The following is a 16,334-nucleotide window of genomic DNA, read 5'->3' as shown; positions in this document are numbered from 1 at the left end:
CATCTCGGTATCAATGAATCCCGGGGCAACGCAGTTAACATTGATATTATAGCGCCCTAGCTCAAGCGCGAGAGTGCGGGTAAAGCCCTGCAGGCCTGCCTTGGCCGTCGAATAATTGACCTGACCGCGATTACCGAGGGCAGATGTAGAAGAAATATTGACGATCTTGCCGTAATTATTTTCGACCATGACTCGTTGTGCTGCCCTAGAACAAACAAATGCACCGCGCAGATGTACACCCATGACCGTGTCCCAGTCGTCATCGCTCATCTTGAAAATGAGGTTATCGCGGGTTACGCCGGCATTGTTGATCAGGATGGATAATCCGCCCAGCTCATCGACGATTCGCCCAAAAACATCCTCCACATTTGCCGGATCTGAAACGTCGCACTGATAGGCCGCGCATTCGACGCCAAAAGTTTCTGTTATATCCTTTGCAGCTGCGATTGCAGATTCGATATTAATTTCGCAGATTGCAACCCTCGCACCGCCACGAGCGAATGTTTCGGCAATTGCCCGCCCAATTCCCCCAGCGCCGCCCGTTACAACAGCTGTTTGACCCTCAAATCGTTTTGTCATCATATTTCCTCGTACAGCGCCAGTTTTTCGGATGGCCAAGTTAGGCAAAGCAAACCCCAATGTAATGCTTTATACCAACACGATAGTATTAAAATGTCACGGATAAAATGGTATCAATTTGACTTTTCCAAGCGGATTAGGCTTCGACACAGCCTGCGCGTCGGAAATTCTCCCATAGAATGCCTAAAATTAAAGCGGTTTGCGCTCGACGATCCGCAAGCCGTAACCTTCAAGCCCGGCGATAGTCCGCGAGCTATTGGTCAACAGTATCATGTCGCGAATATTGAGGTCAGCCAGGATTTGCGCGCCGGTCCCATAGTCACGAAGATTACTGCCGCTTTTCTGGGCAGACTTTTCACGGCTCAACAGGACTTCAGAAGGGCTTGCATTGTGTGCTTCGCGGATTAGAACAATGACCCCGCTGCCGACTTCGCCGATATGCGACATGGCACGATGGATCTCACCACCATGCTCATAAAACAGATCGCCGACAATATCGTCTAGAAGATTGACTGCATGCACGCGTGCCAGGACGGGCTGACTTGGATCGATTTCTCCCTTCACAAGGGCAACATGCTCGGCCTTGTCGACAAGGTTGCGATATACGATTAACCGGAACTCACCTCCATGACGACTTGTAACGGTGCGTTCAAGAACGCGTTCGATCAATTTTTCCTTGCGTCTTCTGTAAGCTATTAAATTCGCAATTGAGGCGAGCTTAAGTCCATGATATTCCGCAACTTTGCGGAGATCTGGTAAACGCGCCATGCTCCCGTCGTCGTTCATAATCTCGCATATAACACCGGCCGGCGTGAGACCCGCAAGATTGGCAAGATCGACCGCGGCCTCGGTATGACCAGCGCGGACCAGGACGCCGCCATCCCGTGCGGATAGAGGAAAAACATGCCCGGGTGTCGTCAGATCATCGCGACTCATACGTGGGTTAATCGCGGCGGCGACTGTTTTCGCGCGGTCACCCGCAGATATGCCGGTGGTTACGCCTTCGCGCGCTTCGATGGATACCGTGAATGCCGTAGAGTAACGTCCGCCTTGGCGGTGCGCCATAGGCGGTAAGCCGAGTTCACCAACTCGATCACTCGTCAGCGCGAGACAGATCAATCCGCGCCCGAACCGAGCCATGAAATTAATGGCCGCATCATTGGCGAATTCCGCAGCAATGACAAAATCTCCCTCATTTTCGCGATCTTCGTCATCAATCAAAATGACCATTTTTCCTTGCCGAATATCAGCAATAACGTCATCGATAGGAGAAAGCCGTGCATCATTCACTTTGTCGGTATCCTGTATACTTAACATGGTTGTAGGGATTCTCAATTCCGGGCATGAAAATACCCTGTTGTTTTTGTATTATTATTGAGTCTATTTGGATTTAATGACTCGTATTTGTCAAGCATTGATGTCAACATTGTACCCGCTAAAAAATCCCAATGAAAGGTGAATTTGTGTCATCTCAGCATCGTAACAACTCGGATATTGTTGTATCTCCCATGCGAAGCGGCCGCTTTATATTAATGTTTATTGTCCTTTGTATCCTTTTCTCATTGGGGCAATTCCATCGCTCCTCGGGATCGGTGCTGGCGCCGGTATTTGTTGAAGAGCTGATGCTTAACGCCGAACAGGTCGGTCTGGTGATCGGCGGCATGTTTATCTTTCAAGGGTTAATGCAAGTGCCCTCGGGCATACTGATCGACCGGTATGGCACACGTATTGTCCTGCCGGCAATGGTTTTGATCGCAGTAGCAGGCAGCCTCATCCTGGGTTATGCGGAAAGCTGGATCGGCATTTTCGTCGGCCGTGCCATGCTCGGTATTGGCTTTGCTACCTCATTGCTTGGTGCCTATACAGTTTTTGTTCGCTGGGGGACGCCGGAAATGATTTCCACCATCACCGGGCGTTTTCTGTTCGTTGGCTGTATTGGTGCGTTATTTTCGACGTTACCACTGGCTTGGGTGCTCGAACTATTCGACTGGCGCTCTGTCTTCTCAACACTTGCCGTGGCCACATTGGTATCTGCTGTGCTGACATACATCGTCGTCCGTGATGTTCCGTTCGACGCTGCGCCTCTCAAACCAGCAGGGCCTCCGGAGACCTTGCGCTCAAGTATCGCTGGCCTCGGCATGGTTCTTCGTGACCGCCGGATATGGCCAATTCTGTCGATTGCAATCTTTCTGTATAGCCCGATGCAAATGCTGATCGGGATCTGGGCCGGACCATTTTTGAAGGACGTCCATCAAGTCGACTCCATTCATCGTAGTTACGTTCTTTTAGCAATGGCCATTGCCATGAGTTTCGGCATGCTCATGTACGGTCCTATCGAGAGATTTTTTAACACGCGAAGGAGCGTTGTCCTTATGGCGACGGGCGCTATTGCAGTGATGTTCTTTCTGCTAGCGACTGTCGGCTATGCGTCTTTTTGGATGTCATCGATCCTGTTCGTAATGATCACACTGGCGGCACCGTTTTTCCTTGTCGTATTAGCCCACGGTCAGTTGCATTTTGCACCGGAATACGCGAGCCGGGCTGTTTCATTGATCAGTCTGTTGGCGATAACGGGAGTTTTTATCATGCAGTTTGTAACCGGACAGGTTATTGGCTCAGTCACTGATTCAACAGAGGTTACTGGCTCGGTTCTCGGCTATCGTCTGATGTTTGCGCTTATGGCCGGAATTTTTCTCCTGATGCTCCTTGTTTATCGGCGAACCCGCGATATTCCTCCCAAGGGCTAATAGTCTGTGCAGTTCCAGTCGCATTTTTCCTATGCGGCTTTCTGACAGCTCAAACGTTGTAACAGAACAGTATTCAGCAAGCAGCTCATAACAGCCATTGGTTCACAACTGCGATATAAGCCCCACCGACGAAAACTCCTCCAGCGGCATATAGAGCGTTCAGTTTCCAAGCAACGTACCAGGGTGATTTACCTAGGGCGCGGGTCATAAATAAGGTCAATCCGGACCCTGGAGAAGCTGTCGTGCCGATTCCCCAAAGCAGGCACATACATAGTGCAAGGCTGACAGGATGCACGCCAATAGCCTCGCCCGGGAAAACCTGGCCAAGCAAAACAATCAGCACCAGGGGATGGATCATCAACATGGCCAATATGAGCATGCCCGCCAGTAACACATAAATCGCGACCCAGTTCACGACGCCGATACTGAGCAGAAAATTTGTAACGGTCTCCACGTCTATGGCGCGAGCGGCGCCATATCCCAGGAAGTTTGCTGATATAAACATTACAATTTCGGCCCTGAGACGGCTGATCCCGCCGAGTACGCTACGGAGCATGTCGGGTATCGTGCCATTTTTTTTGCTCGTACAAGCAGCCACTGCCAGACCAGCGCTATGATTGGCGTAACCAGAAATATGGCAATTGGCGTTGAAATTTTGAGCAATTCCGTCGTCGCAAGGATCATCCCGACGAGGGTAATGGCAAGAACCCCGATCTTGCGAATGACTGACCACTCGAGTTTCTTTGGCGCCGGAGCGATGGAGGGATCTGACAGAACTGTATGTCGTTTACTTGTCAACTTGTCATAAGCCCATCCATATACAAGCAGCAAAGTTGCCAGAGGGATGCCGGGCAAGGCAATCTGCAGCCATTTCAGTTCTGGGAGTACATACAGGACGACAGCTATGCTGATAAAAAACGGCGACCACGATGCCGCCAATGCAAAGCCACGTATCATTGCACAGGCCATGCGTTCACGCGCTGATTCTTCAAGATTGCCGGATAAAAAAGTAGACAGCAGGCTAAGGGTCGCGAAATTGGTCAATGCGCCAAACAGATGGGCAGCGACGCTCAAGGTCGCATAACGCCGCCCGGACGGTTGGCTGACAACCACTTCACGCGCTGCGTACATCGACGGGCTGTTGAGCGCCGGATATTGCAGAAAGGCAACAGCGGAAAACATTGCTGCAAATATCAATGTTCCTTCGGATGCCCGTTTGAGGACATCGAAAACACCGTCGGAAGGCAAGGCGGCGAGAGTCCCGATCGCAATCAAGACGCCGCCGGTGACAAGCTGTTGAGCGGGTACGCGAAAAATCTCGAAGGCAATAAAGACACCGAGAACAATCGTCGCGGCTCTCGTCACTGACGGCCATTCGCCGAGAATGCCAATGGTCGTGAGCATAGCGGTGGTAAGCAGCAGGGTTGCGGCTACAATGCTAGTCAGCGCCAGGCGTTCGTGTGGCGTGATATCCATGGGCCCGGCTGTTCCGGGGCTGTCAGGCATTGCCGCTTGACTGTTCATTCAATGCACCGAAAATTGACAATGCACGCCGTAAATGCGCTTCCGCTTCACGGGCCGTATTCTCGATAATGGTCGACGCAGGCAGAACGTCATGTATCAGTCCGACGCCCTGTCCGCAGGCAATCATACCCTGCTCCAGATTTCCGAGATGCAGCCCCTGTCGGCTCCATTCGCCTGACAGCATGGCAATCATATCCTCGCGCGACGCTGAAATTTCGCTGCCATGTACCATTTCCGACGCCTGACCCCGCAGTAGACGACGGCCCATGTGGTGCCGCGTGCCAACGACCAGCGTATCGGTGATGTCGGCGGCAAGCATCGCCGAAAAAGTATTTTTATGGAGCGGGGATTCCTCAGCCAACATGAACCTAGTTCCCATCTGCACACCATCGGCGCCGAGCACCATTGCGGCTGCGAGGCCACGGCCGTCAACGAAGCCACCGGCGGCGACCAGCGGAACGGATATCCGTTCAGATGCAGCTGGTATCAGTGTGACCCCGGCGAGTTCCTCCCGGCTTGTTCTGCCACCCGCTTCAATACTCTCGGCAACCACGAAATCGGCTCCAGCTGCTTCGGCTTTAGCTGCCTGATCTGGCGTGGCGACAACGATACCGAGAAGTTTACCAGCATCCTTGACGAGCGGACACCATGGTTTGGGGTTGCCGCCGCCGATCAGCACAGCTTTAATATCGCGCTTGATAGCAATATTGAAACACGCCTCGGTCCATTCCTGCGCGCGGCCGATCGGGATATTCACTGCCAGAGGACAATCGGTGGTATCCAGGGCGAAATCCGTTTCGCGGGCAAATGTTGCCTCATCCATTCTTCCTGCTGAAACGACACCAAGTCCGCCACCGGCGGAGACAGCTGACGCCAAATGGCCGGTGCCGACAAGAGTCATACCACCCTGAATGATCGGGTAGCGGATTCCCAGCAAGGCACATAATGCTGAGCCGCGGATCAGCGTGATGTCATTCGCGATGTCCCCCGCCATCTGTTCGTCTCCAGTAGTGTTGCTGGCCAATGCTGGTCAGTCGGTAATACCCAATTTTTCCATGGCCAGATCGCGTAACTTGAATTTGCGCACCTTGTCGGTGCCCCCGGTCAACGGAAATGCATCAATCACGAAAATCACATCTGGGACCTTGAACGATGCTAGTTCTCCCTTAAGAAATTCACTCAATTTCTCCGTATCAAGAGTTTCTCCATCCACCGGGATGACGAATGCTGCGCCCTTTTCGCCGAATTGCGGATCGGGGACACCGACAACCGCCGCTGCGGCAATGTCAGGGAAACGCATAATCGCAGCTTCAACTTCTGGCGTTGAAACGTTAAAGCCTTTATGTTTATAGCCATCCTTTACGCGGCGAAGAAACTTGAGCGAACCATCGGCATTCAGATAGCCAAGGTCGCCCGACCGCAGCCAGCCACCCGTGCCAATGGTTTTTTCCGTTTCTTCGGGCTTGTTGAAATAGCCAAGCATCACCGAATAGCCCCCAATCAGGATTTCGCCTTCCTCGCCCGTCGGGAGGTCGGCGCCGGTTTCAATGTCAATGATACGAATAGGGCAATCAGGCAGAGGCCATCCCTGATGATTCAGCCGCACTTCGGTCGGGGCATCCCAACGGCAACGGGTTACCAACCCAGTCGTTTCAGTAAGGCCATAGCCGGATGTATATCCCTCAGCGCACATGACTTCCGCCGCGCGTTCGAAGTGCTCTCGTTTGCTGCTGAGGAGTACGCCGCCTCGGAGCGTATCAAAAGCCGCTTTGTTATAGGTCGAATGTTCGGCGATCCGTTCGATCATGGTCGGCAGCATGTGCGCGAGGGTACATTTTTCGTCGCGGACCGTCTTTATTACATCTTCAGGATCGAAGCGATCGCGAAGAACAATGCGGGATCCGTTGCTCCAGAACATCAGCAAGCCATTGATGCAACCGAGGACGCCAAACAGCGGCACCGTCAGATAGAGGCAGTCACTGGGTTCAAGATCGAGATAGCGTGATCCGTCCCACGCCTTGCGCCAGATGCAATGCGTAAGCATGGCGCCTTTGGGTAGCGATGTGGTTCCCGAACTATAAGCAATCAATCCCGGTGCGTCGGGATCCAATATGTATTCTGGCATTGGCCCATCGTCGCCAAGAGCGTCCCATTCCAGGACGTTCTGATAATCATTGTCGGCCGGGTCGAGTGCGATGACATGGCGAAGTTTGGGGAACGGATCGGCAGGCAGCGTCCCGGATTTCACTGACGGGCAGGATTCCGCCAATTCACCGAGAAAATCCCGGAATGCGCCTTGGCCAGGTACGAAAACGGCGACGCTTTCGGATTGCGCGATTTGATATTCGAACTCGGTTTTACGAAGCCGGGTGTTGAGAATAACTGGGACAACGCCCATCTGCGCGGCCCCAAACCATAACCATGCGAATTCTGGCCGGTTCGGCACCCAGATGCCGACCTTTTCGCCAGGCTTGATGCCAAGTTTAGCAAGCCGGACAGAGACCTTGTCCGCTTCACGTTTGATCGCATTGAACGTGTAATCACGTCCCTGGAAGCTCAGCGCAACACTATGGCCGTAGGTATCAGCTAGATATGAAATGCACTCGGCATAGGTTTTGTTGATAAACGGGTTCATTAGCATCTCCCCGATTCTATAGCGGAGGCTGCCGGTGGTGCAATGCCAAGACGTTTAGCAGCGATCTCACGCAATTTGAACTTCTGTATCTTCCCTGTGCCTGTCGTCCGGGGAAAGCTATCTACGAAGAACACATGGTTCGGCATCTTGTAGCTTGCCAGCTTTGGCTTGAGAAATTCAATTAACGTATCGCTTGTCATCTCATCACCCGATTTCAGGACGACAAACGCAGCCCCGACTTTTTCCGCAAGTGGGTCCGGCACCCCGACGACGGCAGAAGCCTCAACCGCAGGATGCTGGTTGATGACATGTTCAATTTCTTCCGGCGCAACGTTAAAACCTCGTGATTTGTAGCCGTCGCCAAGACGACCTAGAAATCGGAGGCGGCCTTCCTTATTGAGTTGGCCGACATCACCGGTACGAAACCAGCCGTCGGATCGCAGCGCGGCGGCAGTTTCTTTTGGCTTTTTATAGTAGCCGTTCATGATGCAGTACCCGCGAGCCCATATTTCACCGGGCGTGTCCGGGTCGAGATCTTCAAGCGTTTCCGCGTCGACAATCTTTACTTCGATATCCGGCAATGCATATCCTTGGAACTCGTGGCGTATCGCCCTGGAGTCGTCCCATCGATTGCGGGTTACAGTTGCCGTGGTTTCGGTCATGCCGAACCCAGTCATGATACCCGGAATGCCAATGACATCGGCGGCGGCATCAAGGACCGTCGGATCTACGGACAAAATATATGCTAGGCGTAACGAGGAACGGTCCCATTGAGAGAATTCAGGATGCTCTATGATCTGTTTAATGCTCGGAGGCAGCAGATGAATGCCGGTTACACGTTCTTTTTCAATCGCGCGCAGACATATTCCAGCATCGAATTGTTCACCGATGATTTGCTTTGCGCCGCGGACCAGATACGGCAGTACGCCGTTGAGTGTCGCCATGGACCCGAAAAGCGGGATCGCCATATACAGGCAATCATTTTCGTTGAGATCGACACGTGCACCGATTTCCCATGCCTTGCGCCATGCTCGGTGCGAGATCATTGCACCTTTGGGCAGCGCCGTCGTTCCGGAACTGTAGGCAATCATGGCGGGCTTGTTGATATCGGTTTCCATTTCCGGCACTGGCAGATCGTCTGATGTCGGCGCCGACCAGTCGAGGGCGCCGGTATATTTCGCATCGAACGGATCAAGGGCGATTACATATGAGAGTTCCGGCAGCTCATCGCTAGCAAGTTTCCCAGGCACGCCGCCGACTAGATTTGGCGCCAATTCATACAGTTCAGCGAGGAAATCACGAAACGAACCGTCGCCCGGTATAATTATCGCCCGATTGTCTGACTGCGCCACCTGATAAGCAATTTCATCACGGCGAAGGCGCGTATTGAGCACAACCACGACAAGGCCCATCTGTGACGCACCGAGCCAATACCAGATAAACTCCGGTCGGTTGGGCAACAAGAGGGCGATTTTATCACCGGGTCTTAGACCCAAAGATGCGAGACGCGCCGACGCTCTATCGACTTGATATTTCAAATCGGCGAACGAATAGCGTTCTTCACGGTAGACTATAGCCTCCCGGTCCGCATACGTCTCGGCAATATATGCCATACTTTGTGCGTAGGTCAGATCTCGAAACGGATTCATAATTATAATACCTTTGCAGAATGTTTTGCCAGTTCCTGCAACGCCATATCACGGAGCTTGAATTTCTGTACTTTTTCGGTGCCGGCGGTCATCGGGAAGGCGTCAGTAATAAATATGTGGGCCGGTATTTTGAAAGAAGCCAAATGCTCCTTAACATAGACCAAGAGTGCCTCCGGGGTGACATCGGCGCCTTCGGTGAGAATTACGTATGCAATTCCGATATAGCCAAATGTTTTGTCCGGAAGACCTAAAACCGCTGCGCTCTTGACCTCGGGATGGCGCTCAATAGCGACCTCAACTTCTGCTGCGGATACGTTAAAGCCTTTGTGCTTATACCCATCTGTAAGGCGGCGCAGAAAACGGAACGAACCATCCTCCTGATGAATTCCGGCGTCGCCTGTTTTGTACCAACGGTCTTCGGTGAACGCGCGAGCGGTTTCTTCGGGCTTCTTATAGTATCCGAGCATGGTATTATAGCCACGGACTTGTATCTCCCCGGTCTCTCCACGCGGCAGCTCTATATTAGTAACCTGGTCAGCAACTCGGACCTCTATGTCAGGCAGGGGTTTCCCGTGCCCCCCCAGCCTCACTTCAACAGAGTCGTCTGACCAGGTCCGCACGCAAGCGCTGGAAGTCTCTGTCATGCCGTAGCTTGTAATAAAGCCTTTCATACCGAGCTTTTCATAAACCTGCATATACGCGTCAGGATCGGTGCTAAGAATGATGCCGGTTCGTAATGAAGATAAGTCAAAATCCTGAAAGTTTGGCAATTCAAGAGCTCGCTGCGTCATCAGCGGCAGTAAATATGCGGCAGTACATTTTTCCCGCTCAATGGTCGCCATCATCTTTTCAGCGTCAAACCGGTCTTCCAGCACGACGGATGACCCACCCGCCCAGAACGTCATGACGCCATTAACCGTCGACAAAATTGAAAACAACGGGACACAAAGATACAGCTTATCGTCCGGCGTCTGATAAAATCGCGCCCCATGATCGCCAGCCTTGCGCCAGATACTGTGCGAGAGAAGCGCGCCTTTTGGCAGCGCTGTTGTGCCTGAACTGTAAACGATTAGGGCCGGACTGTCGGGATCCTTTTCATAGTCGAGAGGAGTTTCCGTGTTAAAATCTATGGCATCCCATTGAATGAGGGCTGAATGATCGTGGGATGTTGGATCGAGCACCACAATATGGTCCAGAACCGGGAAACCTTCGCCACCACATTTTTCCCCCGGCGCGACGGATGAGATGTCTGGACACAGTTCGACAAGTTCGCCCACAAAATCACGAAACGCCCCATCTCCAGCGACAATGACCGCACGGCTATCCGATTGGACAATTTGATAGCCAGCTTCTTCAAGGCGTAAACGGGTATTCATAATGACAGCTGTTAAACCGATCTGACCAGCCGCGAGCCAGACAAACAATAACTCGGGCCGATTGGGCAACCAGATCGCAACCTTATCCCCCTTGCGTAACCCAAGTGATTGCAACTTGCGCGATGCATTGTCAATTTCTTGCTTAACTTGGCGATATGTATAACGACGGCTACCGTAGATAAGGGCTTCCCGCTCGCCCCAAGTGTCGGCAATAATTGCGATTGACTCCGCGTAGGTTTTTCCTGTGAACTTATTCATCGGCATATCACGTTCACCGTAATTTTAGTGCTGCCCGTCTCCATGTTACCTCCCGCAAACAATAACCACAATTGGTAGTCGATCCACATAAGCCCAATATCAGACCTAACTAAAATTGTACTCTTTTCGGGAAAATGCGCACATTGTCCCCAGCAAAGATGTACCTGTTGTGAGCATATTCCGGAATAAATCCGCTAAGTACTGTTTAAATCTTGATTTTTCTGCTATACTAATCATTGTGAATTGTTTGACGACTAGGACGCGGAACACGATTATCCTCAGTTATAATGACCACTGTTCCTTTATAACGTTGTTTCAAATTGTGTGCAATGTCCCAATTTAAATTGGTGTAATTTTGATATATTGGTATTGATACAATGTCTGTAAACACTAAAAATGGTGATTCGAACTTGGAGAACGATATGTGGGTACCCGATATCTCGAATATTGGTGGGCCACGCTATCTTGCCCTTGCGAGTGCAATTGCAGAAGCCATCGACAGTGGTGAGCTTGTGGCAGGCACGCAGCTTCCACCGCAACGCGATCTGTCCGGAAAACTCGGAGTTACCGTCGGGACTGTTGGCAGAGCTTACATGTTGGCTAAAAAGCGTGAATTGGTGTCTGGTGAAGTTGGCCGCGGAACCTTTGTCCGCCCTCACGACGAAAAAGATACGTTTGCGAATTATCTGCCGGAACGCAAACCAGGGACGGTCGATCTGGCCTGCTTTCGAATCCCTGTTAATGAATTGGCAGATACTCTGGCCAGGGTTATCACCGGCGTCGCTGATCATGCTGTCTTATTGCCGCTCATCGGTTATCCACCCGCTGCTGGCTATATTACCCATCGAACCGCAGGCGCGGCCTGGATCAAACGGAGTGGTCTGAAAATCCCCCCCGAGCAGGTAATCGTCTGTAGTGGCGGCCAGCACGGTTTGCTTGCGGCCATCATGACTCTCGCCAATCTTCCAGGGCCAATTTTATCAGGACGGATCACCTATTCGGGCCTGAAATCAATCGCGTCTCTTCGGGAAATAGAACTTGAAGGGGTAGAGATGGATTCCGAGGGCATGATTCCGGAGGCGTTGGCTGCGGCGGCCGAAAAAACGGGCGGGCGCGTTGCCTATCTGCAACCGACCGTGCATAATCCAGTCGGCTGCGTAATGTCGGATAAGCGCCGCAAAAAAATTGCCGAGGTCGCACGCATCCACGACTTAATTCTGATTGAAGATGACGTTGCTGCAGCGGGCTTGAGTGATCGTGGTCTGCCATTAGCGGCATATGCACCAGAGCGGACAATTTATATTAGCAGCCTTTCCAAGTGTGTCTCCCCGGCATTACGGGTCGGATTTATCGGCGCCCCGGCTTCATTCATTGAGGCTTTGTCCAATACCATCCATTCGTTGTCGCTGGCGACTTCGCCTCTGGTTATGGAAGCGGCTTCGCTGATGATTATGGATGGAACGGCCGGCCGCATCGCTGATCGCAACAATCAGGAATTGGCGCGGCGCCATGAACTGGTGCGTCAGGAATTGTCCGGTCTCGACGTCAACAGCAATCCCGCAGCATTCTTCGCCTGGTTAAGATTGCCGGATCACTGGAGCTCGAGTGAATTTGCAGATGCAGTTCAAAAAGCCGGTGTATCGGTCGTTCGCTCAAGCAACTTTATGGTTGGCTCTGATGAGGTTGGCAACGCCGTAAGAATATCGCTGAATCCACAGACCAATCTTGGCGTTTTGATCGATGGCCTTCGTATAGTGCGTAAAATTGCTATGGAGCGACCGGGGCCGCAACTCGCAATTATCTAGCAGGCCCACACGAGGCTCGGTCGGACTGCATTGCCGACCGAGTACGCGTAAATCAGATTGGATCCCAGCTAAAGACATCAGCGGATCGATCAAGAGCGTAAAACGACGATTTGAGCGCCGGTATCGCATGATCTGCAATTTTTTCCGGTGTCCAGCCACCGGAGTTATGGACAGAGCGGATCGGCCTATTTTGTGAAAACAAGAATATCTCGTTATTGCGAACCCCAAAGATCTGCGCTGTGACATCATTTGCGATATCGCTACAAAGATAGGTTGCAAGCGGCGCAATCTTGTCGGGCGTCATCAACATAATTTTTTTCACACGCGCTTTTTGGTCTTCAGTTTCGGAGGGAATCGTGCCGGTTAATCTGCTCCAGGCCGACGGCGAAATGCAATTGGAGCGTACGTTAAAACGGCTCATATCGAGTGCAATCGATTTGGAAAGCCCGAGGATGCCCATTTTTGCCGCCGCATAGTTTGCCTGTCCGAAGTTGCCAACCAGTCCTGAATTTGATGTCATATGGACATAGGCGCCGCTTTCCTGTTTGCGGAAGTGCGGCGCGGCCGCGCGGGATACGTTAAAAGCACCTTTAAGATGAACCCCGATGACAGCGTCGAAATCGGATTCTTCCATTTTGTGAAAAATCACATCACGCAGAATACCGGCATTATTGACAACACAATCGACCCTGCCCCACTTCGACAATGCGGCTTCAACCATATTATGCGCTCCGTCCCAACTTGCGACGCTGTCGCCGTTGACAATTGCAGCGCCACCGGCAGCTTCGATTGCAGCGACAGTTTCGTTCGCCGGGCCTGTATCCGAGCCCTCCCCTTCAGCCGTCGCGCCGAGATCATTGACGACCACCTTGGCCCCCTGTGCCGCCATCATTTCGGCAATGCCACGACCGATTCCACGCCCAGAACCAGTAACGATGACAACTTTCCCGTCTAGCATATTCCCCATACTTCGCATCTCCACTCATCGGTTTATTGAACCCGGTCTACGTTGTGGCCGGAAGATTTTTAATAGATTGATCGCCTACACTCAGGCCCCCTGTTGGCCTATGATGGCAACCGAGCAGACATTCTGATGCGGGGCGCCACCGAGATTGTGGGTAAGTCCGATTTTCGGATTTTCAACCTGACGGTCACCGGCACGGCCCTGCATCTGTAAATAAAGCTCGTACATCATCCTAAGGCCGGAAGATCCAATGGGGTGGCCAAAACATTTCAGGCCACCATCAATCTGACACGGCAAACCGCCGTCAGCATCATAGAATCCATTAAGCACGTCTTTTACAGCGCCACCCTCAGGTGAAAGATAAAGATCTTCCATGGTCACCAACTCGGTAATGGAGAAACAATCATGGACTTCAGCAAGGCCGATCTCCTTACGCGGATCACGAATACCGGCTTCCTCATAAGCGCGCTTACTGGCAATCCGGGCGGTCATGAAATGGCTGCCGTCCCAGGTGTTGTGACCGGCTTCGATACCATTTGAGACCGACAACTGAATCGCTTTTACGGTTATCAAATCCTTTTTGCCGAGGCTTTTGGCAATTTCAGGTGTCGTGACAATTGCGCACGCGGCGCCGTCGCTTACGCCGCAGCAATCAAAAATGCCGAGAGGTTCGGCAATCATTGGCGCATTAAGTACTTGTGCTTCAGTGATCTTGTTCTGTAAATGGGCCTTGGGGTTTTTGGAGCCATTAGCGTGACTTTTGACGGAAATATGGGCCATCGCACGTTTTAGCTCGGCTGCGTCGACGCCATGTTTTGCACGATACGCCGAGGCAAGTTGAGCAAAGGATCCCGGCGCCGAGTAGTTAGCCCACCACATTGAATTGAGTGCGCCACGGCTGCGTTGCGGGAGTCCGCCATACCCTGTGTCCTTGAGCTTTTCAACCCCGAGCGCGAGAGCGATATCACAGGCGCCGGAGGCAACTGCATAGACTGCTCCTCGAAGCGCTTCCGAGCCGCTGGCACAGAAGTTTTCGACACGCGTTACTGGAATATAAGGCAGGCGCAATGCGAAGGCGAGCGGGATGCCGCCTTTGCCGACGTGAATTTCTTCAATCGCTGTTGCCAGCCATGCCGCCTGGATATCCTTCATGTCGATTCCGGCATCGGCAATGCATTCGTCAAATGCTTCGACCATTAGGTCCTCGGGATCACTTTCCCAGCGTTCACCGAATTTTGAGCAACCCATCCCCAGGATTGCAACTTTGTCTTTGATACCGCTAGCCATTCTTTGATTCCTCACTTGTCCGGATGGGGGCGGCTTTCCAGAAATACCGGCGGAAGCCGCGCTGATTGTCGAAATCTTTGACGCGAAACATCATCTTTACGTCCTGGCCTGTACCGACATGACCAACGTCAGCGTCCGTGAAATTGGCCAAGAACCTGCCGCCACCCTCAAACTGGATCATGCCGTAATGCAAGGGTGGGTCAGGACAGTAGGTCAGGTGATCGGCCGACCATGTCATGATTTTTGCCGGCGTGTCTGAAAAATTACACGGTTTTTGCGTATTCGTTGCGTTGCAGTTTGGATTGACACAAACGCGGGAACGCGGGAACTGACGGGTCCCGCAGACGTCGCACTCGCCGCCGACCAGACCGAGAAGCATGTCGCGTCGACGATAGAGCTGTGTCATGGCTGTCTGGTTATCCAGTTCCGCGCGCATCCCCTTTTCCTGTTCGACCAAGTCGTTGAATGCCATGTACTTGTTGTAGTTGGTTTCTTCTTGACGGCGTGCGATATACCCGGAAATACCTGTTTGTGGTTGGCGGTCAGCAATCGCGTTCGTAACTTTGAAAATCAGGACATCGCAGCCCTGCCCGAAAGAGGCAACAACTATAATCTGTCCGGGCTTTGCACTTTCAAGGACGTGCGAGAGCATAACAAGGGGGTGTGCGCAACCCGTAGCGCCGACCCTCCCATCAAGCGCATCTGCGAGCGCATCTGCATTAATGCCAGTCATTTGGGCGATTTTTTCCGGCACCCGCTTGAGGGTTGACGGAGCAATCAGGGTATCGACCGAAGCGGCGTCGATGCCAGCTTTGGCAAGCGCTTTGTCAATAGCCTGCGGCATGATCTTCAGGTAGCCTTCGTCGCGGATCCAGCGTTCTTCCCAATTGTAGTCGTATGATCGGTTTTCGCCGCGATAGTGATCAACGAAATCTGTCGCAAATGAATGCCTGGCCAATGATTCCGCGATGACCCCCTTCGATCCGACCGTAAAGGCAGCGGCTCCATCACCGAAAATCATTTCCTGTTGAGCTGCGGCCCGGGTATGTCTTGCGTCACTTGCCAGAACGAGAATTTCTTTGCCATCAGAACTATCGGCGGAATCGAGCGCCGTGCTCAGTGCAGTGGTGCCTGCCTTTTGTGATGATGTGATATCGACGGTCGAAAGGCTCTCATCCATGTTAAGTGCTGCAGCGACAATCCCTGAATTCTGTCGATCGAGGAAAGGTAAAGTCGTTGATCCGAGATAGATCGCACGAATTTCAGCATTATCTCGATCGTGCAGACAATCCCGTGCGGCTTCGACTGCCATTGTTACGCTGTCTTCGTCCCAATTGCAGATACTGCGTTCGCCCTTACCGAGTCCTTTAAGTCCGGGTTGAATCCAGCCGTTCGTGTCGGCAATGCTTTTGCGTGACAACCTCAGCCTGGGAATATATCCGCCGAAGCCTGTTAGTCCGATCATATTTAGTCTCTCCCAAGGAACATTCTTGTTTCAACCGTGATGAAA

The 16,334-nt window shown here is 52.3% G+C and carries 13 protein-coding genes; 2 read left to right on the top strand and 11 right to left on the bottom strand.

What is annotated here, in order from left to right; translation table 11 throughout:
- Both ACESNI_RS10780 and ribB read right to left on the bottom strand, forming a co-directional pair.
- On the bottom strand, positions 1 to 639 hold a 639-nt coding region (locus tag ACESNI_RS10780), incomplete at its 3' end, for an SDR family NAD(P)-dependent oxidoreductase (protein WP_373086642.1).
- 129 nt (positions 640 to 768) lie between these two features.
- Complete coding sequence (gene ribB, locus ACESNI_RS10775; protein ID WP_373086641.1) at positions 769 to 1,869, bottom strand: 3,4-dihydroxy-2-butanone-4-phosphate synthase; 1,101 nt, start codon at positions 1,867 to 1,869, stop codon at positions 769 to 771.
- A gap of 242 nt (positions 1,870 to 2,111) precedes the next feature.
- Between ribB and ACESNI_RS10770 the strand changes: the two genes are divergently transcribed.
- Positions 2,112 to 3,326, top strand: coding sequence for a nitrate/nitrite transporter (locus ACESNI_RS10770; RefSeq protein ID WP_373086639.1), 1,215 nt, complete (start codon positions 2,112 to 2,114; stop codon positions 3,324 to 3,326).
- Positions 3,327 to 3,411: 85 nt separating this feature from the next.
- Here ACESNI_RS10770 and ACESNI_RS10765 read toward each other — a convergent pair whose 3' ends face one another.
- From ACESNI_RS10765 to ACESNI_RS10740, 6 genes are read right to left on the bottom strand one after another with little or no spacing between them, the layout of a single operon-like run.
- The gene (locus ACESNI_RS10765) at positions 3,412 to 3,831 is read right to left on the bottom strand and encodes a hypothetical protein (RefSeq protein ID WP_373086638.1); all 420 of its coding nucleotides are present in this window, start codon (positions 3,829 to 3,831) and stop codon (positions 3,412 to 3,414) included.
- A complete protein-coding gene (locus ACESNI_RS10760) occupies positions 3,831 to 4,850 on the bottom strand; it encodes a hypothetical protein (RefSeq protein WP_373086637.1) in 1,020 nt (339 codons plus the stop codon). Before ACESNI_RS10760 ends, ACESNI_RS10765 begins: the two co-directional genes overlap by 1 nt.
- A complete protein-coding gene (locus ACESNI_RS10755) occupies positions 4,825 to 5,844 on the bottom strand; it encodes an NAD(P)H-dependent flavin oxidoreductase (RefSeq protein WP_373086635.1) in 1,020 nt (339 codons plus the stop codon). The genes ACESNI_RS10760 and ACESNI_RS10755 overlap by 26 nt, the downstream gene beginning before the upstream one ends.
- A gap of 36 nt (positions 5,845 to 5,880) precedes the next feature.
- Positions 5,881 to 7,485 carry a class I adenylate-forming enzyme family protein gene (locus ACESNI_RS10750; RefSeq protein ID WP_373086634.1) on the bottom strand — a complete coding sequence of 535 codons (1,605 nt, stop codon included), beginning with the start codon at positions 7,483 to 7,485 and terminating at the stop codon, positions 5,881 to 5,883.
- Positions 7,485 to 9,134, bottom strand: a complete 1,650-nt coding sequence (locus ACESNI_RS10745) for a class I adenylate-forming enzyme family protein (RefSeq protein WP_373086632.1) — start codon at positions 9,132 to 9,134, stop codon at positions 7,485 to 7,487. The genes ACESNI_RS10750 and ACESNI_RS10745 overlap by 1 nt, the downstream gene beginning before the upstream one ends.
- Positions 9,135 to 9,136: 2 nt before the next feature.
- Complete coding sequence (locus ACESNI_RS10740; protein ID WP_373086630.1) at positions 9,137 to 10,774, bottom strand: AMP-binding protein; 1,638 nt, start codon at positions 10,772 to 10,774, stop codon at positions 9,137 to 9,139.
- A gap of 416 nt (positions 10,775 to 11,190) precedes the next feature.
- On the opposite strand from ACESNI_RS10740, the gene ACESNI_RS10735 reads away from it, so the two are divergent.
- Complete coding sequence (locus tag ACESNI_RS10735; RefSeq protein WP_373086629.1) at positions 11,191 to 12,573, top strand: PLP-dependent aminotransferase family protein; 1,383 nt, start codon at positions 11,191 to 11,193, stop codon at positions 12,571 to 12,573.
- Between the two features lie 52 nt (positions 12,574 to 12,625).
- On the opposite strand, the gene ACESNI_RS10730 is transcribed toward ACESNI_RS10735, so the two are convergent.
- From ACESNI_RS10730 to ACESNI_RS10720, 3 genes are all read right to left on the bottom strand, one after another.
- Entirely contained in the window at positions 12,626 to 13,531 is a 906-nt protein-coding gene (locus tag ACESNI_RS10730) for an SDR family NAD(P)-dependent oxidoreductase (protein ID WP_373086643.1), read from the bottom strand.
- Between the two features lie 90 nt (positions 13,532 to 13,621).
- A complete protein-coding gene (locus ACESNI_RS10725) occupies positions 13,622 to 14,824 on the bottom strand; it encodes an acetyl-CoA acetyltransferase (protein WP_373086627.1) in 1,203 nt (400 codons plus the stop codon).
- Positions 14,817 to 16,289 carry a hydroxymethylglutaryl-CoA synthase family protein gene (locus ACESNI_RS10720; protein WP_373086626.1) on the bottom strand — a complete coding sequence of 491 codons (1,473 nt, stop codon included), beginning with the start codon at positions 16,287 to 16,289 and terminating at the stop codon, positions 14,817 to 14,819. Before ACESNI_RS10720 ends, ACESNI_RS10725 begins: the two co-directional genes overlap by 8 nt.
- Between the last annotated feature and the right edge of the window lie 45 nt (positions 16,290 to 16,334).

It is taken from the genome of Sneathiella sp. (genome assembly GCF_041689005.1).
In the GTDB taxonomy this organism is placed as follows: domain Bacteria; phylum Pseudomonadota; class Alphaproteobacteria; order Sneathiellales; family Sneathiellaceae; genus Sneathiella.
Note: the sequence above shows the minus strand (reverse complement) of the source record. Positions and strands in the feature narration are given on the sequence as shown.